The following is a 22,632-nucleotide window of genomic DNA, read 5'->3' as shown; positions in this document are numbered from 1 at the left end:
ATGAGTACATCTATGACAAAGGAAATACAAGAAAAAGAGCTTAGTATGTTGCTGTACTTTAAAGAGTTTTGTGACAAACATAATTTGCGCTTTTATCTCTGTGGCGGTGGCCTCATTGGGGTAATACGTCATAATGGCTTTATCCCTTGGGATGACGATTTAGATTTATTTATGCCACGTCCCGATTATGAAAAATTAGCTGAATTATGGCCTAAATATGCAGATACAGAACGGTACACCTATTGTCGAACTGATCGAAATCATATTTATCATGATGCGGGTGCTTCTATTCGAGATAACAACACGACATTTATTAATCGCCATAGTATGCATGAAGATATTTGTCATGGTTTAGCTCTTGAAATTATGCCTATTGATGGTTGTGCTCCAGGGAAAATTAGCCGTACTTTACAACTTATGTGGGCTATGACCTTTGCACTTTTTAATGCACAACGTTTACCGGATAATAAAGGACCGATGTATCGTGCATTAGCAGGCTGTATTTACAAGGTATTTTCTAGTCAGTCGTTACGTTACTATATATGGCGTTTTGCAGAAAAGCAAATGACCAAATATGATTTCAATACGAGCAAGGAGTGTACTGAGTTAATTGGTAGTTTAAAAGGCATGAAGTTGCGTCATCCTCGAGAAGACTTTGATTCTGTTGTATATAAAGACTTTGAAGGTCATCAGATACCTGTTATGAAAGGGTATGAAAGATATTTACGTCTTATTTGGGGCGACTATATGCAATTACCACCAGTAGAACAGCGTGTAGCAAAACATGATGCTGTGTTTGCTGATTTACATACACCTTATAAGGAGTATAGAGGCATACATTATGCCAAGAACGAAGCTCAACCTTAAGGAGGGCCTATGAAACGAATAGCAGTAATCTTTGCGGGTGGCGTAGGTGCTCGAATGAATAACAGCAAGACGCCAAAACAGTTTCTAGAATGGAACGGTAGACCTATTTTGATTCAAACTTTAGATGTGTTTGAACAAACCGACTCTATTGACGGTATTGTTTTAGCTTGCAAAGCAGAGTGGATTGATCATACTAAAAACCTCATCAAAGAGGCTGGTTTACAAAAAATTGTATCCATTGTTCCAGGTGGAGACAGTGCTTTAGACTCTCAATATAATGGATTGACAGAGGCAAAACGATTATTTCCTAATGAAGAGGTTACCGTATTGATTCACGATGGTGTTAGGCCACTTGTGGATAAGGCAACAATAGAGAGAAATATTGAATCTGTAGAAACAAAGGGTTCTGCTATTACGGTTACACCTGCTATTGAAACCGTTATGGTTACAGATAATGGCTCTATAAACCGAATTTTAAATCGTAGTGAATGCCTTATGGCAAAAGCACCTCAAAGCTTTAAACTAGACGATATTCTATCGGTTCATGATCGAGCAAAAGCAGAAGGTATCCATGATTTTATCGATTCTGCGTCCATGATGATGCATTATGGATACACCTTGTATCCAGTATTAGGGGAGACAGAAAATATAAAAATTACGACACCATCTGATTATTATATGTTCACAGGTATTATTAAGAACCGTGAATTAGGAGGATTACAAGATGAGTAATTCCGTTATTAAACGCGAGTTAGCAGCTTTACTACAAGATAAAAAGCACTTTGATTTCCTCCGCCATCAACGCATTCTTGTGACAGGTGCGACGGGACTCATTGGCTCTATGTTTATAAAACTGCTTATACTTGCTAATGAAGCGTATGGTCTAGATATACAGGTAATAGGTCACGTACGTAGTCATGACAAAGCACAGGCTATTCTAGGTGATTATTTAGATAATGATTCTATTACACTTATCGATGGTTCTTTAGAATCTATTGATGTGCCTTGTGACTATATCTTACATGGTGCAGCACCAACACAATCTAAGTTCTTTATGGAGCATCCTGTAGAAACGATTCGTACTTCGATTCATGGTACGGAAGCTATGCTTGAACTAGGCCGTCATAAAACGGTAAAGAAACTTGTATACCTATCGAGCATGGAACAGTATGGTGTTCCTTATGAATCGGGACAGGTGATGACTGAAGAGCGATTAGGATATTTAGATCACTTAAATGTGCGTAGCTCTTATTCTGAAAGTAAAAGATTATGTGAGTGTTATTGTAAATCGTATGCCGTAGAATTTGGCGTTCCATCTGTTATAGCTAGATTGGCTCAAACTTTTGGACCTGGTGTTCCTGTTTCAGATAATCGCGTGTTTATGCAATTCACTAAAAGTGCTCTGAAAAATGAAAATATTGTACTTCATACAAAGGGCGATTCTATGTCTAATTATTGCTACATTACGGATGCATTAACAGGTATCTTAACCCTCATGAAGAACGGAGAACCTGGAGAAGCGTACAATATATGTCATGATGAAGAAACTCGCTCTATAGCTAGTATTGCTCATTTAGTAGCAACCCATGTAAGTCATGATAAGAGTGAAGTCATTTTTGATATTCCCGAAAATGTACAAGGCCTAGGCTATGCGCCGACAGTGCACATGTTCTTGAGTTCAAAAAAATTAAAGTCCTTAGGATGGAAGCCTAAGGTAACAATGGCGCAGGCTTATGTGAGACTTGCAGAATATATCCAAGAGGAAGGCCTATGAAAAAGGAAATAATCATTGTTACCATCTCCCTTGGTAATGATGGAGCTGAACGAATTTTAACAGAGTTAGCTCGTCAATGGGTGCATGATGGTCACCATATTACGGTTATCCAAACAAGCCCTAATCGTTATGGTAATGAATATGCTTTAGAGGAAGGTATTGAACAAATTCAGATTCATACTACAAGCTCTAATAAAGTAATTCGCTTTATTCAGGAAATTAAAGAGCTGATCAAGATTTTGAAGACAAGACCTAACGCAACATGCTTATCGTTTTTGTCGGCATCGAGCTTTATTCTTGCCATTAGCTCTTGGTTTGTGAAGAATCGCATCGTCTTTTCGGAGCGAAATAATCCGCGCAAGGTGCCTATTGGTTGGCATCAACAAGCGTTGCGTAATTTTGCCTTTAGATTTGCTGATGCGTTAGTATTCCAAACTGAGGATGCTCGTTCATATTTCCCTGAATCTGTACAAAAGCGTGGTGTTATCATTCCAAATCCTATTAATGGTAAACTGCCACCACCAATAGAAGGGGAACGTGAGAAGACAATTGTTACGGCCTGTCGATTACATCCTCAAAAGAATTTGCCTATGATGATTAATGCTTTTAGTATGCTGGCAGATGAGTTTCCAGAGTATAAACTTGTCATTTATGGCCAAGGTGTTTTAGAGGATGAACTACGTGCTCAAATTAAAGTGCTCAATTTAGAGAATCGTATTTTATTACCTGGCTTTGCTAGTAATATTTTAGAGAAGGTTGCACCTTGTTCTATGTATGTTTCATCATCTGATTTTGAAGGTATTTCAAACTCTATGTTAGAAGCACTTGGCATGGGCTTGCCTGCTGTAGTTACAGACTGTCCAGTAGGTGGTGCTCGTATGGTAATAAATAGTGGAGAAAATGGAATCTTGGTACCTGTAGGAGATACAAAGGCCATGTATGAAGCTATGCGTAGTATTCTGAAAGACCCTGCATTAGCAGCAAAACTTTCACAGGAAGCTATCAAGGTGCGTGATAAATTCCCACTATGTAAAATTGCTAAACGTTGGTTAGATGTTTTATGAGTTGTAAGGAGGAGAACCATTGAAGTTAAATATAACGGCTATTGCTGACCGCATGATATGGTTCATAACTCTAATTTTTTTAGTGTTGTCGTTGACCATTTCCTTTGCCCTTGGCGATGCGAATTATGGTGCCTATGTATTATTTGTATGCCTATTTGGACTTATTATTTTTTATCTCATACGAGAGCAGGGAGTTATAAAATTTAGGCTTACCTGGATGCATGGTTATATGCTCCTCTTTATTGGGGCCTGTTATCTAAGTACTATTAATGCTATAGAGCCATCTGTAGCACTCAGTCGAAGCTTTGATATCGTCAAGATATTCTTTATGCTTATCATTCTATATATGTGCTATCAAGATAAAAAATCAGTAGACACATTATTAAAGATTGGCATGTGGACTGGTTATATAGTTTGTTTTTATACTGTATATTTCTATGGTTTAGATTATTTTATTACTGTTTTGTCTTCATCTGCTCGAATTGCTAATGATGCATTAAATGCGAATACTGTAGGTTTATTAGGTGCCAATGCTATCGTTATGACATTGTATTACATGTTATACGATCGACCTCGTTGGTGGAATATTATAGCCTTACCTACATTGGGTATTCTAGCAGCTACTGGTAGTCGTAAAGCTTTAGTATTTGTTGTTGTTGGTACAGTATTGCTATTTGTATTTAAAAGTTTACGTAGTGCCAATGTAGTAAATTCTATTGCTAAGATTATTGGGTCATTGTTAGCTCTTACTATCATTGGTATTGCAGTTTTACAATTACCTATGTTTTCAGAGGTTCTGGATCGTATGTCGAGTATGGTGGATGCTTTCTCCGGTACTGGTGGTGATTCATCTACCATTATTCGTTTAGCCTTGGTTGATATAGGGTGGGATTTATTTTATCAATCGCCCATCACTGGGGTGGGGGTAAATAATCCATCTGTACTTACCTATTTTTTATATGGTAAAGAGAATTATTATTTACATAATAATTATATTGAACTATTAGCGGGTACAGGGATAATCGGCTTATTGGCGTATTACTCAATGTATGTGTATATAGCTTATAACTTAATTCGTTATCGAAATTTTCATAGCAATGAATACGTAATGGTGCTCATTTTATTCCTTTCTCAAATCGTCATGGATATGGGGATGGTGTCTTATGAAAGTAAGAGTACATATTTTTATATGATGATGTTTTATTTAGAGGTGCAATTGCTCCGGAAAGGACGTAAAAATGAAGCTCAGCAAGTTATGTAAAGTTGGCATGTCCTTTTTAACAAAACCTTACTATCGCACAAGAGTATTAATCAAATTAGGTTATTATGATTCTTTATCTGATGAAGAGTTTTTAAAGAAAGTATTCCCAAAATACATGGGCTATCCTCTAGATTTAGAGAATCCTAAAACCTTCAGTGAAAAGTTACAATGGCTAAAGGTTAATTACAGAGACCCTATACAAACTGTAATGGTTGATAAACATGAAGCTAAGAACTTTATTGCTCAACGGGTGGGTGAACAATATATAATTCGCACACTTGCTGTTTGGGATTCTGTAGAGGGTATAGACTTTGATGCATTACCTAATCAATTTGTTTTGAAATGTACACATGATAGTGGGGGCATCGTTATTTGTAAAGATAAGTCATCCCTTGATCGAGAAGCCGCTAAAGCTAAATTAAGTGCATCCTTACAACGGGATTATTCGCGTATAGCCAGAGAGTGGCCTTATAAAGATGTTCCTCGTCGGATTATAGCAGAGGAATATTTATCTGAGCTAGGTAGCAATGAAATCTTAGATTATAAAATGTATTGTTTTCATGGTAAACCAAAGTTGACTGTAGTATGTTCTAACCGCTTTTCTAAAACAGGAACGCGTATGAATTTTTACGATATCGATTGGAAACCTATGGGCATTCATTTTGGCCATTATCCGCCGGTATCAACTGAGTTTACAAGGCCTGAAACATATGAAGAAATGCTAAGATTGGCTGCTGAACTTAGTAAAGACTGCCCATTTTTACGTGTTGATTTCTATGAAATAAAGGGACGACTTTATATTGGAGAGTTAACGTTCTTCCCCGGTGCAGGATTAGAAAAGTTTCGTCCTATGACAAAAGATTATGAATTGGGAGAGTGGTTACACCTTGAAACTGTACATCGGGGCTGATTTTGTCCCAACGGATATAAATAGAAAATTATTTGAATCTGGTAATGGAGAGGCTTTGGTTGGTAAGGAGTTACTGGGACTTCTAAAGGAATCTGATTTAAATGTATTTAATTTAGAGGTGCCTTTAACAGATGCATCTACTCCGATTAATAAATTTGGTAATAATTTAAAGTCTCCTACAAAAACAATCTATGGTTATAAGGCTTTAGAACCTATATTTTTAACATTGGCTAATAATCACTCCTTAGATCATGGTGTAGAAGGATTAACTACTACACTGGAGTTATTAAAAAAGCATGATATTAAAAATGCAGGTGCTGGTGCTAATGTAAAAGCAGCTAAAAAGCCATTTATCTTTGAAAAAGAAGGTATACGTATAGGATTTTACCTATGTGCAGAACATGAGTTTACCGTTGCTTCTTGTCATACAATGGGGGCTAATCCATTTGATGTATTAGAGAGCTTTGATGATGTAGAAGCTTTAAAGAAAACTTGTGATTATGTTATCGTCCTATATCATGGTGGGAAGGAGTTTTATCGCTATCCATCGCCAATGTTACAAAGATATTGTAGAAAATTTGTTGATAAAGGGGCAGACCTTGTAATTTGCCAACATAGTCATTGTATAGGTTCTCGTGAGGACTATGGTAAGGGGACTATTATTTATGGCCAAGGTAACTTTATCTTTAACTCCGAATCCTATATACATCATAAGGAGTTTGTAAAAGATTCCTTATTAATCAGTGTAGAGGCATCAAAAGATAGCTTTATTGTCTCTGAAGTGCCAATTCGTAGTACTGAAAAAGGAACTCGTTTGGCTACTGAATCAGAAGCTATTGAAACATTGACGGAATATAAAAAGCGAAGTGAAAACATTAGAGATGCTCATTTTGTAGCTCAAGCATATAAGGATTTTGCTGATACTCATGTAAAGCGATATTTGCGTGAATTTTTAGGTAGATCTTTTATTATCCGCGCAATAAATGGATTATTTGGACGAAAATTAATACAACTTATTTTAGGAAAAACAAGTTATTTAGCAATTCAAAATTACTTGGAATGTGAAGCTCACCATGAATTATTCTTGCGGGGCATTAAGAATATCAATAAAAAATAATGGATACAAAAATAGTAGCTGCTGCTAAATGGTCTGTTATAACAGAGGTTTTAGCAAAGCTTATTACACCACTAACAAATATAATATTGGCCCATATGCTAGCACCTACGGCATTTGGGATATTGGCAACAATTATGATGGTTATATCCTTTGCAGAAATGCTAGCTGATGCGGGATTCCAAAAATTTCTTGTACAGCATGAGTTTCAAAGTGATAAAGAAAAACAGGAGGCTACAGATGTAGCTTTTATTGCCAACTTAGTTCTTTCTTTACTCTTGTGGGGGGCTATTATAGTCGGTCGTGATGAATTGGCCGTATTAGTTGGAAATGATGGCTTAGGCATACCATTGGCCATAATGGGGGCCATGATTCCGCTCTCTGCTTTCAGTAGTGTACAAATGGCCTTGTATAGACGGGATTTTAACTTTAAGTTTCTACTTAACATTCGGCTCATCACAATTCTGACTCCTATATTGATATCCATACCTATGGCGCTCATGGGATATGACTATTGGTCTTTAATCGCTGGTATGTTAGGGGCTCAGTTATTTACGGCTTTGGCCTTATTGAAGAGTAGGAAAAATCAAATCCATCTCTACTTTAGTTCTCGAGTCTTTATGAATATGTTTAGTTATAGTGCATGGTCATTGGCTGAAGCATTTTCTATTTGGCTTACCGCATGGGTGGATACCTTCATTATTAGTCGCTTTTTGGATGCCTATTATTTAGGGATATACAAAATGCCTATGGCTATTGTTACAACTGTCATGGCTATGGCTACTTCATCTTTAGCGCCTGTATTATTTGCCGCTTTAAGTCGAGTTCAACAGGATGAACAGGCATTTTCCAATACATTCTTTACCTTCCAACGCTATATGGCTCTTTTTTTAGTACCTATAGGGATAGGCTTGTTTGTATTCCAAGACTTTGTTGTTGATCTCTTATTGGGACCACAATGGAAGTTAGCAGGTATTGTATTGGGATCTTGGGCCTTGAGTTCCGCTATTATGACAGTAACAGCGAATTTGATCTCTGAAGTATTCCGTGCAAAAGGAGTTCCTAATTTATCATTCTGGACTCAAATATTACATTTAGTTGTATTAATACCGGTAATTTATATTTGTATTCAGTATGACTTTAGTACATTTGTCTATGCTCGTTCAATAGTACGCATGGAAATGTTAATGGTTGCCATGATTTTCTTAGCATTATTTATACATATGAGTGCCCTTCGGGTGATTACTAATATAGGTGTATATCTAATTACGGCATCTATTGTTGGTACTCTTGCATATAGTATTTTACATTTATATGATGCGGTATGGTGGACTATAGCTTGTATGATTTTATGCGTTGTATTGTATGTGGTTATCTTATATCTCATACCATCTGAGCGCACTATTATCACTTCTGGCGTTGATAAATTATTAAGTAAAGTAAGACGCTCATAATTAACAGAACTATGAAAGGAGTACATATGCTTTCAAAAAATGTAGACTTAAACAACACGGTGATCCTAGTAACGGGAGCCGCTGGATTTGTAGGGGCTAATCTTGTTATGTCCCTGTTATCTGAAGCAGAAGGAACTCAAATTATCGGCATAGATTCTGTTAATGATTACTATGACGTGGCCTTAAAAGATTATCGATTGCAACAAATTGATGAGATGAGCAAAGATAATAAAAATACGTGGATATTAAAAAAAGGGAATATTGCAGATAAGGCCTTTATTGAAGAAATTTTCTCTACCTATAAACCACGTGTTGTTGTTAATTTAGCAGCACAGGCGGGTGTACGTTATTCTATTACGAATCCTGATGCTTATATTGAGTCTAATATTATTGGTTTTTACAATATATTAGAGGCTTGTCGTCATTCTTATGATAACGGTGGAAGTGGAGTAGAGCATTTAGTTTATGCATCATCGTCTTCTGTATATGGAGCGAATAAACAAATTCCATACTCTACAGATCATAAAGTAGATAATCCCGTATCTCTTTATGCGGCTACAAAAAAATCAAATGAATTATTGGCTTATTCTTATGCCAAGTTATATAACATTCCTAGTACAGGACTTCGTTTCTTCACTGTATATGGTCCTGCAGGGCGTCCTGATATGGCATACTTTGGTTTTACTAATACATTGCGTAGTGGCGGTACCATAAAAATCTTTAACTATGGTAATTGTAAACGTGACTTTACCTATATCGATGATATTGTAGAAGGCGTATCTAAGGTTATGTGTGCAGCACCAGAGCGTCGTAACGGAGCTGATGGATTGCCAGTACCACCATATGCTATTTATAACATTGGTAATAGTCATCCTGAAAATCTCCTCGATTTTGTACGTATTCTTTCAGAGGAATTGGTTTCTGCTGGTGTATTACCAGAAGATTACAATTTTGAAAACCATAAAGAATTAGTAGCTATGCAACCCGGTGATGTACCTGTCACTTATGCAGATACAAGTGCTCTAGAAGAAGATTTTGGATTCAAACCGAATACATCTTTACGCGAAGGGTTACGGAAATTTGCTATATGGTATAAAGAGTTTTATATGACGGAGGGCAAATAAATGAAGATTGCAATTGCTGGGACCGGCTATGTAGGCCTTTCAAATGGTGTTTTATTAGCACAACATAATGAAGTAGTAGCCCTCGATATTATTCCTGAAAAGGTAGAAATGTTAAATCGCAAAGAGTCACCTATTGTAGATGCAGAATTGCAAGAGTATTTGGCTACTAAAAAAATAAACTTTAAAGCTACCTTGGATCCTGTAGAGGCTTTTACAGGTGCTGATTATGTTATTATTTCAACCCCTACTAATTATGATCCTCAAAAGAATTTCTTTGACACATCTTCTGTAGAGCAAGTTATCAAAACAGTATTAGATATCAATCCAGATGCTGTTATGGTTATCAAGTCAACAGTACCAGTTGGGTATACAGCTCAAATGCGTAAAGAATTCGACACGGAGAACTTAATTTTCTCTCCAGAGTTCTTACGCGAAGGTAAAGCTTTATATGATAATTTACATCCTTCCCGTATTGTAGTAGGGGAAGACTCTGAACGGGCCCGCCGTTTTGGACAACTCTTAGCTGATGGTGCTATTAAGGAACATGTACCTCAATTATATACAGATTCTACGGAAGCAGAAGCGATTAAATTATTTGCTAATACGTATTTAGCTTTGCGCGTTGCATACTTTAATGAGTTGGATTCTTATGCTGAGGTTCGTGGCCTTAGTACAAGTCAAATTATTAATGGTGTTTGTTTAGATCCTCGTATTGGAGACTTCTATAATAATCCATCCTTTGGTTATGGTGGGTATTGTTTGCCAAAAGATACTAAGCAATTATTAGCTAACTATAATGATGTTCCACAAAATTTAATCTCTGCTATTGTAGATGCTAATAGAACTCGTAAAGATCATGTTGCAGATGTTATTATAGGGAAGAATCCTAAAATTGTTGGTATTTATCGCTTGACGATGAAAATGAATTCTGATAATTTTAGAGCATCTGCAATTCAAGGTGTAATGAAACGAATTAAAGCGAAGGGGATTGCAGTAGTTGTTTATGAACCGACTCTTGATGCAGAAGACTTCTTTAATTCCCCTGTGATTCGTAACTTTGAAGACTTTAAACGTGTTAGTGATGTCATAGTAGCTAACCGTTGGGATAATAGTTTAGAAGATGTGAAGGATAAAGTTTACACAAGAGACATTTTTGACCGCGATTAATGTGAGTATATGTATTGTGGCGTTTAGGAGAGTAGTATGAAACGTTGGATACTATATATCCTGTTAGGGCTAATAGTATTTTTTATATGGGATAATTCGATGCAGAATGGTGGATCATCAGATGGATTTAGTTTACTTTTTGCAGAGACTTTGACTCCTATAGCAAATAAATTAGGCTTTCATGGAAATATATGGACCTTAAATAGGATTGTTCGAAAATTAGCACATCTCACAGAGTTTACAATTCTTGGTGGTGTTTTATATACGATTCTACGTCGATATATTACATATGGTACCGTAATTAAGACTATAGGTTTAGGAATGTTGATAGCTAGTCTTGATGAATTTATACAAAGATTTTCACCAGGCCGTAGCTCTCAGATCTCAGATATTTTGATTGATACTGTTGGTGTTGTTATTGGTATTCTAGTAGCAAAGCTAGTCCATTACATCAGGTATAGACGAAGTACATTTAAAAATTAAATTGTTAATAATATACAAATGAGTGGAAAATACCTCATAATCTTAGTGATTATGAGGTATTTTTAATGAAGACGAGATGAAAATATAAAAAATATATTAAATGAGCATATTATAATTTATCTATTTTTATATAAAAACCACTGTACAAGCCAATTTTCCCTTGATATAATCATGAATAGAAAATGAAAAATAAATGAGATAAACATGAACTTTATAAAGAGGACGAATTCTGTAAGGGATTATCGTAAGTAGAAGGGAAAGAATATGAATCGCGTGGTTGACTTACATGGTTGCATTTTGCCAGCTGTGTTAGGGCCTCAAGGGCCACAAACAATGGCAGAATCAGTAAAAATGATAAAATCCTTGGCTGAACAAGGAATTACAGATATTTTTAGTACACCTGATGTAACAGTATCTATGGATATGAATACATGGGATGAAATGGAAACAACATTGAATGATGTAAAACTTGCAGTAGGGGAGCAACAAGTGGATGTTACTATTCACAGTGGTGCTCGCGTTTTACTTTGTGATGAAATGGTTGAATATATCGTTACTCAGCGCAATCAGTATTTGTTGGGTAATAGCCATTTTATGTTAGTAGCATTACCTGAAAATAGTAAAGTTCACCATATTAATGCATGGTTGCTAAGCTTACTAGATATGGGCATTGTTCCTATTATTAGTGAAGTAGAGACACATCGTCAATTGTTTACTAAACCAGAGCAATTGTTGGAATGGGTAGATAAAGGGATTTTAATTCAATGTAATATGGCTTCCTTTAATCATAGCAATGCTAACTATCATAGAGCTATTGAGTTATATCGCAATGGTTTAATTCACTTCTTTGGTACTGGTTACTGTAATGAAAGTGATGTACAAGCACATCAAGGCTACGTAGAAGCTATTTCTAAATTAGATAGTACATACAAAAAAGATTTGTTGCCAAATATTCATCTCAATGAGCGTGATCTTTTAGCAGATCGCACATTCTATCCAACTGTTCCGTCTAGTTGGGTGGGTCAAAAGTCTAATTTTTTGACTCGTCTATTTGGTTTTACATTATAATTTATATAGGTTCTTTTATTCATGCTGTATTGGCATGGCTAAAAGAACCTATTTTTACTTTATATTGTATTTGTTCTTGAAAACAACCACCATATATAGTATACTGAGTTAGCAGTAAAAATAGAGAATTTACTAATAATTCTTTACGTTTTTACATATAAATTTATAAAAGTATGGTATACCATACTTTTTTCTTTGTCATAACATATATTTCAGCGGTAACAAAATGGGGAGGTTGCCAATATGTTGCAGGTCATTAAACGGGATGGTACAAAGGTACCTTTCGACAAAAACAAAATTGCTTTGGCTATAGAAAAAGCCGAGCATAGCAGTACAGGGTTGTACGAAGAGGGGTTGGCACAGCGTATTGCTGATGAAATTGAAGAATATGCTACAAAGCTCCAAAAGGACATGACAATTTATGCTATTGAAGATCAAGTGTATTATAAGTTGATTGAGTATCATAATCCTGCAACGGCACGTGCCTACGAAGGTTACAAAGCTGTGCAAGCTTTTAAACGTCGTCAAAATACTACAGATGATGATGTGATTGGTTTATTAGACCGTAGTAATGTTAGCGTTCTCGACGAAAACTCTAATAAGGATGCTGCGATTGTATCTACACAACGTGATTTAATTGCCGGTGAAGTATCTAAGGATATCGCGCGTCGTAAATTAATTCCTACAGATATTTTAGAGGCCCATGATAGTGGGGCCATCCATTTCCATGATATGGATTACATTATCCAGCCTATGTTTAACTGTTGCTTAATCAATTTGGAAGATATGCTTACAAATGGTACAGTTATCAATGGCAAGAAGATTGATACACCTAAGTCTTTCCAGGTTGCATGTACAGTGACAACACAAATTATTGCTCAAGTTGCATCTGGGCAATATGGCGGTCAAAGTATTAATGGCATTGATCGCATTTTGGCACCATTTGTACGTAAGTCTTACGAAAAGATTCTTAACAATGTTATTGAAGAACAAGTTGAGATTTACGGTATGGAGCCAAATATGGAAAAGGCTCGTGAAATCGCATGGAAACGTACACGTAAAGAGGTTAAGGATGGTATTCAAACTATCCAGTATCAAATCAATACATTGATGACTACAAATGGTCAGTCTCCATTTGTTACGTTGTTCATGTATTTTAAACCTGATTATGAATATGCTAAGGAAGCTGCTCTTATTACAGAAGAGATTTTGCGTCAACGAATTAAAGGTGTAAAAAATGAAGCTGATGTATATATTACACCGGCATTCCCTAAATTGATTTATGTTCTTGATGAACATAATGTAACGCCTGATAGTCCATATTATTACTTGACTGAGCTCGCTGCACAATGCACTGCTAAACGGATGTACCCAGATTACATCTCCGCTAAGAAGATGAAGGAAAACTATGAAGGGAATGTATTTAGCCCAATGGGGTGCCGTTCTTTCTTATCTCCTTGGAAGGATGAAAAAGGAAACTATAAATTTGATGGACGCTTTAACATGGGCGTTGTAAGCTTAAACTTGCCACAAATTGGCATTTTGGCTCGTGGTAGTGAAGAAAAATATTTTGAAATTTTAGATAAACGTCTTGAATTAGCAGAAAAAGCATTGTTATTACGCTACAATCTTTTGAAAGATGTAGTGAGCGATGTGTCTCCAATTCACTGGCAACATGGTGCCATTGCGCGCCTTAAAAAAGGAGAAAAAATCGGTCGTTTCCTTACTGGTGGTTATGCAACGATTTCTCTTGGCTATATCGGTATTTATGAAGCAACTCGATTGATTACAGGCGAATCCAATACAGGTGAAAAAGGCCGTGTATTTGCCATGAAAATTATGGATCGTTTAAACGATGCTATTAACCTATGGCATGATAAACATAATCTTGGCTTTGGTTTATACGGTACTCCTGCTGAAAGCTTAACGAATCGATTCTCTTCTTTAGATCGTGCTCGCTTTGGTGTAATTGAAGATATTACTGATAAAGGCTATTATACTAATAGTTATCACGTAAATGTACGGGAAGAAATCAATGTATTTGATAAGTTTAATTTTGAATCTGAATTCCAAAAGAAGTCAACTGGTGGTTGTATCTCCTATGCAGAAATTCCAAATATGACTAATAATATTCCAGCCGTTTTAACTATGATTCAATATATTTATGACCATATTTCTTATGCTGAATTTAATACCAAGTCTGACTACTGTCACGAATGTGGTTTTGATGGTGAAATTAAGGTCAATGAAAATAATGAGTGGGAATGTCCTCGTTGCCATAACACAAACCGTGATAAATTAACTGTTATTCGTCGTACTTGTGGTTATTTGGGTGAGAACTTCTGGAATGAAGGCCGTACGAAAGAAATCAAAGATCGTGTAATGCATATCTAATAATAGATAGCATCACTGTTATTATTATAATTCTATACATGGTAAAAGCTGTGCCTAGGGCACAGCTTTTACTATACATGTGAAAAATTGAAATATATCTATATAGTGTTGATCATTTGATATGCACTACTATGGAGGTAATTATGAGATATGGGCAAATAAGACAATATGATATTGCCAATGGAGAAGGAATTCGTACATCTATATTCGTAACAGGATGCACACATTGTTGTTATAACTGTTTTAATGAAGAGTATCAAGATTTTAATGCCGGTAAAGTTTGGACACAAGCTGAAACAGATCTAGTTGTCTCTTATGTTAAGAATCCTAACTGCTCAGGTTTAACTTTATTGGGTGGAGAGCCTTTCCAAAATGTACAAGGTTTATTACCTGTAGTAAGAGCTGTACGAGGGGCTGCACCGGAAAAGAAAATTTGGGCCTATTCCGGGTATGAAATAGATGATATTTTAGAGGATCAGTTGCGAAGTGCTTTATTACAAGAAATTGATATCCTCGTAGATGGTCGATTTGTAGATGAACTTAAAGATCCAGCATTACGATTTAGAGGTTCATCTAATCAACGTATTATAGATGTTAAGAAAACATTAGAAACTGGTGAAGTTGTGTTAGCAATGGAGTAAGTATGGCATTTGATAAACGTTTAATAGGTCTCATAATTGTTGTTGGATTTATAGCGGGATTAGTAGGGGCTTCTTATACACATTTAATGCATAGTATTCAGCATTTTGTATATAATTATTCTTCTGCAGATCATATGAGCTTTGGTGCTGCTGTAGCGCGAGTATCCCCGGTAGAACGATTGATACCACTGATTATTTGTGGTCTCATAGGTGGTGTGGGCTGGTTTCTTATTCACCGATATGGTAAAGGTGTTGTAGATATTAAAACTGCCGTTTCCGGTAAGATGGATATGAATCCCATCACTACTGTTTTACATGCAACCTTACAAATTATTACGGTAGCTATAGGTTCACCTTTAGGGCGAGAAGTAGCCCCTCGTGAAGCAAGTGCGGGGATTACAACTTTTTTAGTTAAGCACTTTGATATAAAACAAGAAGATCGTCAATTATTGATTGCTTGTGCTGCAGGCGCGGGCTTAGCAGCAGTTTATAATTCACCATTATCGGCGGCAATCTTTACCTTAGAAACCTTGCTCCTTACTTGGAATATACGCGCCATGAGTGCTGCACTAATATGCTGTGGATTGGCAACTTTTGTAACTCGACAAGCTGGTGTAGGGGATGTTATTCAATATACAATGGCTCAACCTAGCTTGGGTAGTCACTATGTAGAATTCTCTATCGCCTTGGGCGCTATTGTTGCTTTAGGTGTAGTTTTATTTAATATTACTCAAGGTAAGTTACCTTCTATTCATCGTAGCAGTCCTGTTATGATTCCAATATCTATCGTTGCGTTTACAATTATTGGTGCGTTAGCTATGTATTTCCCTGAAATTTTAGGGAATGGTAAGGCTGGGAACGAATTAACCTTTACTAATGATATTACATGGACTTATGCATTAGGATTATTTGGTTCTAAGTGGGTAGCGGTATTGCTTGCATTAGCAGCTGGAGCTTATGGTGGGCGTATTACTCCATCTATGATGTTGGGGAGTACGTTAGCCATAGTATTTGGTACTTTTTGGTCTGTTGCTGTAGCTCCTATATCATTAGGTATGGCTGCCTTTATCGGTGCTGTAGCATTTTTAGGACTAGCACAGAAGATGCCTATAACATCTTGCGTATTTATGCTTGAGTTGACTAGATTTTCCGTAGAGATGTTCTTCCCTATAGCGTTGACCATGGGCACAGCACTTATGGTGGAACAAATTATTCAGGCCAAATTAAAAACGAGTAAATAGTTTTCGAACTAGAGTGTTTATCAATGTATAGTTTTGGATATTCTACTAACTTATAAGGCTATATTTAGTTATATTGAAAGCTAAGTTCTGTTTGCAATAAAAGATAAAAGCGGATAGTTGTTTATCAACTATCCGCTTTTGCTATTTGTGTAACTTTTGTATATGCATTTATACGATTTTGGCGTTTTTATCGTATTCCTCGCCACCTGCATCAGGAAGCATACCGTATTCAATTGTCCACAAGTGTTTATATTTTAAAGCTTGATTGTGAATGCGTTCGATTTGTGTTTCGTCTGTGCGAACAACACGGGCTGGAATACCAACTACTAAGGAGTTTGGAGGGATTACAGTATTTTCTTTTACTACTGCACCAGCCGCGATAATGGAGCCAGATCCAACATGACAACCGCTTAACACAATAGCTCCCATACCTACTAGAACATTATCTTCGATTGTGCTGGCATGAACAATTGCACCGTGGCCGATTGTTACATAATCGCCTAAGATACATGCTTTATCGTCGTCCACATGCAAAACAGAGTTATCTTGTACATTAGAATAACGACCTACTACAATTTTGTTTACGTCACCACGAAGTGCACAGTTTTGCCAAATAGATGCATATTCTTTAAGTTCTACATCACCAGCAAGTTCTGCACCGGGCATGACGCAACTTTTAGGATCTAATTTTGGATATTTTCCATGAAATGGTAACATATGGTACTCCTAATTTATTAAACAATTTCAAGAAGGCGTTGTGCCTTACGAATAGACATAATTGCTTCGTTCATTACAGTTTGAACGATTGTATGAGCTGGTTCAATAGTTACAAGACGATTCAAAGCTTGACCAACTAGTACCGCGCCGTTAACAACATCGCCATCGATAGAAGCACGTTTATTAGTGCCTTTAGACATTTTAGTACGCTCTTCAGGTGTAGTAACACCATCCGTTTCTGCAGCTAAATAGCGAGTAGTAAATTCATTTTTTAAACTGCGAACACCGCCGTGTCCAGAGAGGAGACCAGTTACAACAGAATCAGTATCTGTAGCTTTGATGATTGCGTCTTTCATGTTCTGATGAGCTTGGCATTCCTCAGCTAATAAGAAGCGAGAGCCCATTTGTACACCTTCTGCACCCATTAGTAATGCAGCTGCAAGACCGCGACCATCTACAATGGAACCAGCAACTACTACAGGAATAGAAATTTCTGGTAAAATGTTTTCCATTAAGGACATAGTTGTTTGGCTACCGATGTGACCACCAGCTTCCATACCTTCTACGATCATCGCATCGGCTCCAGCTTCTTCGATACGTTTAGCTAATTTGAGGGAAGGTACTACAGGGATAGCTTTGATACCAGCCTCTTGGAGTGGTTTAATATATGGTACAGGATTACCCGCACCTAGTGTTACAAATGCAGGTTTTTCTTCGATAATAATATCTAGTAACTCGTCTTTATTAGGTGCCATTAACATAAGGTTAACACCGAAAGGTTTATCTGTTAATTCTTTACATGCACGAATTTCATTACGAGTCCATTCAGCATCGCGGCCACCAAGGGCGATAACACCTGTTGCACCTGCGTTAGCAACGGCAGCAACTAATTTGTGTTCAGATACCCAAGCCATAGCACCTTGGATAATAGGGTATTCAATTTGTAAAAGTTCCGTTAAAGCTGTTCTCATAAATCCTCCTATGATAACAAAATAAATGATGATTTCTCTAATCAATAGTTCATAGTAAGATAGTAAAATTCTTATTATACGTATATCGCATAGAGAAGTAAGTGTTCATAAGTACATACTTATATAATAAGTTATTAGTTTATTTGTTTTGGAATATAATGTAACTATATTCTCTTATATATAATAGTATAATATATAAATTATGTACACCTTAGGCCAATATTTTCGTTAATACTACAAAAACTGTTGGTAGAATAAAGTCTATTATTTATATTGATAGAGGGAGAGTGATGAAAAAAATTTTGGGGGATTGAATCTAAAAGCGCCTAAATGATAATAGATTTCAAATTAATATGTAACACAAATCCGCATATTATATATGCTTTTTAAATATTGGGAAAAATGAGAAATTAAGAAAATGAGTATTGAAAAGTTTCGATATCTTTGATATACTACATTACAGATAGAGTATCTGAATTATAAAAGATAAACATTAAAGAATAATTTTCAAGTGAAGGAGGAAATACACATGGAAAAATACGTATGCGTAGTATGTGGTTGGGTTTATGATGAAGCTGTTGAAGGCGTGAAATTCGAAGATCAACCAGCTGATTATGTTTGCCCAATTTGCGGTGTTGGTAAAGACCAATTCGAAAAAATGTAATTGACTTACCAAAAAGACTATCTTGAGTCCGCTTAAGATAGTCTTTTTTATTTGACAAAGCACTATGTCATGTTTATAATATTATGAGTCGAGGTAAGATTATGAAACTGCAAGTAGAGCAAGCAAAAGAACATATAGGAAAGAAATTTCCTTATAGCTATACGATACCATCCTCTGAGCTTGGTGACGTAACTGCTTTTCCTTGGAGCCGTCATGATATAACCATTAATGGTGAGTTTTGGTTTGATGGTCAAAATTACATCGTTCAAGGTTCGATAGAGTCTAAAGGCGATTACGAATGTTCACGTTGTTTAACTACAACAGAGCATGATCGTAAGGATTCCTTTGAGGAAATCTTTAGTGATTCTAGAGACGTTGCTGAAGATGTGATTCCTTTCGATGGAGAGGAAATTGACTTAACCGAACTAATTAGGGATACATTAATCATCAATGAGCCCTCTCAAGTGTTATGTCAGGATGATTGCAAAGGATTGTGCGTTCATTGCGGAGCAAATTTAAATGTTTCACCTTGTTCTTGTGAATCCTTTGTGGTGGATCCTCGATTTGCAGAGTTACGTGCTTTGCTTGATGAGAAAGATGATAGATTGTCCTAATGATTGTACTAAGGAGGTGCAGATAATGGCAGTACCTAAGCGTAGATTGTCTAAATGCCGTCGCGATCGCCGTCGTGCTAATTGGAAATTAGAAGCTCCTGGTTATGTAGCATGCCCACAATGCCACGAACCTAAGATGCCTCATCGTGTTTGCCCTACATGTGGTCACTATAAAGGTGAGCAAGTAGTAGCTAATGCTTAATATGTGAGCGGAAAAAAGACGCCTACTGTAGTAGTAGGCGTCTTTTTTGTATGCTTTTGTATACTTTTAGTAATATATATAACTTAATATACTTCATATGCATTAGTCAGTGCCACTATTTTATAGTAATATAAAGTTGTAGAATAGTGGCATTTTTTATACTTTTATAAACAAAAAGATACTTAAATATAAAATAATAACTATATTTGGTATATATGTACAAAATCTGTTACTATATGTATGAAAAGCCTTGCAAATAAGGGAATTATTGTATATACTTAGGATGTAATATTAATACTAGGTCATAAAAGGTGGTCCCATGAGTCGGTTAAAGAAGCAAGAGCGCCAAAAGCAGTTACAAGAAAAACTGAATATTACGCCATTTCTTACTGATGAAGAATTGGCAACACATTTTAATGTAAGTGTGCCAACGATTCGTCTAGATCGTCTAGAGTTGGGCATTCCTGAATTGCGTGAACGCATACGCGTCATGGCTACAGGTCAATCACAAGAAGCGGTAGAACATGTACCGTACGAAGTGGTTGGTGAACTGATCGATGTTACGGAAGGACAACAAGCATTATCAATGCTACGTACTACTTCTGATATGGAAGATCGATTTGGACATGTAGAGCCACAGTATTTATATGCTCAAGCAAATTCCCTCGCAAAGGTAGTCATGGGGACTACTGTTTGTTCTGCGGAGGTTGGAAATATAAAATATAAAAACCCAGTTGGAGCTGGTACTAATCTGGTGGCAAAAGCAGAAATTGTGCGTCGCCGTGGTAATAAGTTCTTTATTTGGGTCATTATAAGAGATAAAATAAAAGAAGTATTTCGCGCAAAATTTATTATGGAATCCGTAGAGAATAGGGTGTAGATTATGAAAATTGCAATAGACGCCATGGGTGGCGACTTTGCTCCATTGGAGACTGTACTAGGATCCATTGAAGCCGTACGAGCAAATGAACACATTGAAGTGGTGCTCGTCGGTGATGAGCAGCAAATTTTTAATATATTAGAAGCTAGGAATGAAGCTAAGAATCCACGCATTTCTGTACACCATGCCAGTCAAGTTATCGGTATGGATGAGCATCCAGGACAAGCATTGCGTAAGAAAAAGGACGCATCCATTGTGGTAGCAACATCTTTAGTTCGTGATAATGCTTGCGATGCCGTGATTGCTCCTGGTAGCACAGGTGCAGCTGTAGCAGCTGCATTGTTTGGTCTCGGTCGTATTAAGGGGGTTGATCGCCCGGTTATTGCAACTCCGATGCCAACAGTGAGTGGTATTACTGTTATGTTGGATTCTGGTGCTAATTCAAATAGTAAACCAAAACATCTTGTACAAGGTGCATTGATGGGTTCTGAATATGCAAAACTTTTATTAGGTAAAGAAGAGCCTACAGTAGGGTTATTAAATATTGGCGAAGAAGCCACTAAGGGGAACGATGTCGTTCTAGCCACATATCCAATTTTGGAACGTATGAAAACTATTAACTTCAAAGGTAATATTGAAGGCCGTGATATTCCAAAAGGGGTCGTAGATGTTGTTGTTTGCGATGGTTTTGTCGGTAATGTGGTACTTAAATTCGCAGAAGGCTTGGTAACAGGTCTTACACAATTAGTAAAGGATAGCATTATGGCAGGTAGTATTTTTGCTAAAATTGGTGCTATGCTTGTAAAGCCAGCTTTAAAAAAGATGGCAAAACGCTTAGATCACACGGAAAATGGTGGTGCTCCACTCTTAGGGGTTAACGGGGTGTTTATGATTGCTCATGGTAGCTCCAAAGCTAAAGAGATTAAAACTGCTATTGAAATTGCTAGTGATTTAGTAGAACGTAAAATTATTCAACACATAAGAGAAACAATGGATATTGAAGGAGCCTTGAAGTATGACTATGATGAGTAAACCGGTTGGAATCATTGGTACTGGGAGCTTCCTTCCTGACAATGTAGTAACAAACTTTGATCTAGAAAAAATGGTTGATACCAATGACCAATGGATTAGAGAACGTACTGGTATTGAGGAACGACGCATTGCACCGGAAGGTATGAATACATCCTATATGGCGACTGAGGCAGCAAAAAGAGCTATGCAAATGGCTAAGGTTAGTGCCGAAGATATAGACGTGATTATTTTTGCTACCTTAACACCGGATATGATTATTCCTTCAGCCGCTTGTGTATTACAAGCAAATTTAGGCGCTAAGAATGCAGCGGCCTATGATTTACAAGCTGCATGCTCTGGCTTTGTATATGGATTGATTACTGCAGCTAGCTATATTAGCTCCGGTTTATACAAAAAAGTGCTCGTTGTGGGCGCTGAAATTCTCTCCCGTCGAGTAAATTGGAACGATCGTAGTACAAGTATCCTCTTTGGTGATGGCGCTGGTGCCGCAGTAGTATCTGAAGTCCCTGAAGGTTATGGCATTAAAGGTGTTGATATGGGTGCCGACGGTACTGGTGGTCCATCTCTTTGTATTCCTGCAGGTGGTACAGCCGTAGTTGCCAATGACCAACGCATTGAAGAAGGTTTAACATTCATTCATATGGATGGTTCTGAAGTATATAAATTTGCTGTTAAAACGATGGGGCGTACTGTTTTAAAATCTTTAGAACGAGCTGGAATGGAACTTAATGAGTTGGATTTCTTTATTCCACATCAAGCAAATATTCGTATTATTGATTCGGCTGCAAAACGCTTACATATGCCGATGGAAAAAGTATTTGTTAATTTACATAAGTATGGTAATACATCTGCCGCGTCTGTAGCGATAGCTTTGGACGAAGCTAATCGTGAAGGGCGTTTCAAACGCGGCGATAATGTTGCGTTTGCAGGATTTGGTGCAGGCCTTACATGGGCTAGCCTTGTCTTGAAATGGTATTAAGGAGGACACAT

23 protein-coding genes are annotated in these 22,632 nt (G+C 36.8%); 21 read left to right on the top strand and 2 right to left on the bottom strand.

The features are described 5' to 3' along the window. The 15 genes from MOQ65_RS03460 to MOQ65_RS03390 all read left to right on the top strand — a co-directional run bounded on the left by MOQ65_RS03460 (nt 1) and on the right by MOQ65_RS03390 (nt 16,562). Complete coding sequence (locus MOQ65_RS03460; RefSeq protein ID WP_257846656.1) at nt 1-867, top strand: LicD family protein; 867 nt, start codon at nt 1-3, stop codon at nt 865-867. A 9-nt stretch (nt 868-876) separates the two neighbouring features. Next, on the top strand, nt 877-1,599 hold the full coding sequence (locus tag MOQ65_RS03455; RefSeq protein ID WP_257846655.1) for an IspD/TarI family cytidylyltransferase: 723 nt from the start codon (nt 877-879) through the stop codon (nt 1,597-1,599). Continuing rightward, on the top strand, nt 1,592-2,641 hold the full coding sequence (locus MOQ65_RS03450; RefSeq protein ID WP_257846654.1) for an NAD-dependent epimerase/dehydratase family protein: 1,050 nt from the start codon (nt 1,592-1,594) through the stop codon (nt 2,639-2,641). Before MOQ65_RS03455 ends, MOQ65_RS03450 begins: the two co-directional genes overlap by 8 nt. After that, nucleotides 2,638-3,705 carry a glycosyltransferase gene (locus MOQ65_RS03445; RefSeq protein ID WP_257846653.1) on the top strand — a complete coding sequence of 356 codons (1,068 nt, stop codon included), beginning with the start codon at nt 2,638-2,640 and terminating at the stop codon, nt 3,703-3,705. The genes MOQ65_RS03450 and MOQ65_RS03445 overlap by 4 nt, the downstream gene beginning before the upstream one ends. A gap of 19 nt (nt 3,706-3,724) precedes the next feature. Continuing rightward, nucleotides 3,725-4,966: an O-antigen ligase family protein gene (locus tag MOQ65_RS03440; protein WP_257846652.1), complete on the top strand. Its 1,242-nt coding sequence runs from the start codon at nt 3,725-3,727 to the stop codon at nt 4,964-4,966. Beyond that, nucleotides 4,944-5,876 carry an ATP-grasp fold amidoligase family protein gene (locus MOQ65_RS03435; protein ID WP_257846651.1) on the top strand — a complete coding sequence of 311 codons (933 nt, stop codon included), beginning with the start codon at nt 4,944-4,946 and terminating at the stop codon, nt 5,874-5,876. Before MOQ65_RS03440 ends, MOQ65_RS03435 begins: the two co-directional genes overlap by 23 nt. Beyond that, nucleotides 5,854-6,993, top strand: a complete 1,140-nt coding sequence (locus tag MOQ65_RS03430; protein ID WP_257846650.1) for a CapA family protein — start codon at nt 5,854-5,856, stop codon at nt 6,991-6,993. The genes MOQ65_RS03435 and MOQ65_RS03430 overlap by 23 nt, the downstream gene beginning before the upstream one ends. After that, nucleotides 6,993-8,444 (top strand): lipopolysaccharide biosynthesis protein, encoded by a 1,452-nt coding sequence (locus MOQ65_RS03425; RefSeq protein ID WP_257846649.1) that lies wholly within the window; start codon nt 6,993-6,995, stop codon nt 8,442-8,444. Before MOQ65_RS03430 ends, MOQ65_RS03425 begins: the two co-directional genes overlap by 1 nt. 26 nt (nt 8,445-8,470) lie before the next feature. After that, nucleotides 8,471-9,568, top strand: a complete 1,098-nt coding sequence (locus MOQ65_RS03420) for an NAD-dependent epimerase/dehydratase family protein (RefSeq protein ID WP_257846648.1) — start codon at nt 8,471-8,473, stop codon at nt 9,566-9,568. Next, nucleotides 9,569-10,735, top strand: a complete 1,167-nt coding sequence (locus MOQ65_RS03415) for a nucleotide sugar dehydrogenase (protein WP_257846647.1) — start codon at nt 9,569-9,571, stop codon at nt 10,733-10,735. It abuts the gene before it with no gap. Between the two features lie 36 nt (nt 10,736-10,771). Then, nucleotides 10,772-11,218 carry a VanZ family protein gene (locus tag MOQ65_RS03410; protein WP_257846646.1) on the top strand — a complete coding sequence of 149 codons (447 nt, stop codon included), beginning with the start codon at nt 10,772-10,774 and terminating at the stop codon, nt 11,216-11,218. 264 nt (nt 11,219-11,482) lie between these two features. Further along, the gene (locus tag MOQ65_RS03405) at nt 11,483-12,286 is read left to right on the top strand and encodes a tyrosine-protein phosphatase (protein ID WP_257846645.1); all 804 of its coding nucleotides are present in this window, start codon (nt 11,483-11,485) and stop codon (nt 12,284-12,286) included. A 243-nt stretch (nt 12,287-12,529) separates the two neighbouring features. Beyond that, entirely contained in the window at nt 12,530-14,680 is a 2,151-nt protein-coding gene (gene nrdD, locus MOQ65_RS03400; protein ID WP_257846644.1) for an anaerobic ribonucleoside-triphosphate reductase, read from the top strand. 143 nt (nt 14,681-14,823) lie between these two features. Then, a complete protein-coding gene (nrdG, locus tag MOQ65_RS03395; protein WP_257846643.1) occupies nt 14,824-15,321 on the top strand; it encodes an anaerobic ribonucleoside-triphosphate reductase activating protein in 498 nt (165 codons plus the stop codon). Nucleotides 15,322-15,323: 2 nt separating this feature from the next. Beyond that, nucleotides 15,324-16,562, top strand: coding sequence for a chloride channel protein (locus MOQ65_RS03390; RefSeq protein ID WP_257846641.1), 1,239 nt, complete (start codon nt 15,324-15,326; stop codon nt 16,560-16,562). A gap of 168 nt (nt 16,563-16,730) precedes the next feature. On the opposite strand, the gene MOQ65_RS03385 is transcribed toward MOQ65_RS03390, so the two are convergent. Both MOQ65_RS03385 and MOQ65_RS03380 read right to left on the bottom strand, forming a co-directional pair. After that, complete coding sequence (locus MOQ65_RS03385; protein ID WP_060924757.1) at nt 16,731-17,279, bottom strand: gamma carbonic anhydrase family protein; 549 nt, start codon at nt 17,277-17,279, stop codon at nt 16,731-16,733. Between the two features lie 17 nt (nt 17,280-17,296). Beyond that, nucleotides 17,297-18,250 (bottom strand): nitronate monooxygenase, encoded by a 954-nt coding sequence (locus tag MOQ65_RS03380; protein WP_257846640.1) that lies wholly within the window; start codon nt 18,248-18,250, stop codon nt 17,297-17,299. Between the two features lie 529 nt (nt 18,251-18,779). On the opposite strand from MOQ65_RS03380, the gene MOQ65_RS03375 reads away from it, so the two are divergent. The 6 genes from MOQ65_RS03375 to MOQ65_RS03350 all read left to right on the top strand — a co-directional run bounded on the left by MOQ65_RS03375 (nt 18,780) and on the right by MOQ65_RS03350 (nt 22,621). Continuing rightward, entirely contained in the window at nt 18,780-18,914 is a 135-nt protein-coding gene (locus MOQ65_RS03375) for a rubredoxin (RefSeq protein WP_004693422.1), read from the top strand. A gap of 101 nt (nt 18,915-19,015) precedes the next feature. Further along, nucleotides 19,016-19,528, top strand: a complete 513-nt coding sequence (locus MOQ65_RS03370) for a YceD family protein (protein WP_257846638.1) — start codon at nt 19,016-19,018, stop codon at nt 19,526-19,528. A 25-nt stretch (nt 19,529-19,553) separates the two neighbouring features. Continuing rightward, nucleotides 19,554-19,730, top strand: a complete 177-nt coding sequence (rpmF, locus tag MOQ65_RS03365; RefSeq protein ID WP_004693428.1) for a 50S ribosomal protein L32 — start codon at nt 19,554-19,556, stop codon at nt 19,728-19,730. Between the two features lie 319 nt (nt 19,731-20,049). Next, nucleotides 20,050-20,610 carry a transcription factor FapR gene (fapR, locus tag MOQ65_RS03360; RefSeq protein ID WP_105085443.1) on the top strand — a complete coding sequence of 187 codons (561 nt, stop codon included), beginning with the start codon at nt 20,050-20,052 and terminating at the stop codon, nt 20,608-20,610. A gap of 3 nt (nt 20,611-20,613) precedes the next feature. Then, nucleotides 20,614-21,642, top strand: a complete 1,029-nt coding sequence (gene plsX / locus MOQ65_RS03355; protein WP_156719551.1) for a phosphate acyltransferase PlsX — start codon at nt 20,614-20,616, stop codon at nt 21,640-21,642. Then, nucleotides 21,626-22,621: a beta-ketoacyl-ACP synthase III gene (locus MOQ65_RS03350; protein WP_257846637.1), complete on the top strand. Its 996-nt coding sequence runs from the start codon at nt 21,626-21,628 to the stop codon at nt 22,619-22,621. Before plsX ends, MOQ65_RS03350 begins: the two co-directional genes overlap by 17 nt. Nucleotides 22,622-22,632: the final 11 nt, after the last annotated feature.

The organism is Veillonella faecalis (assembly GCF_024677885.1).
Classification (GTDB): domain Bacteria; phylum Bacillota; class Negativicutes; order Veillonellales; family Veillonellaceae; genus Veillonella; species Veillonella nakazawae.
This window is presented reverse-complemented; position numbering and strand designations above follow the sequence as displayed.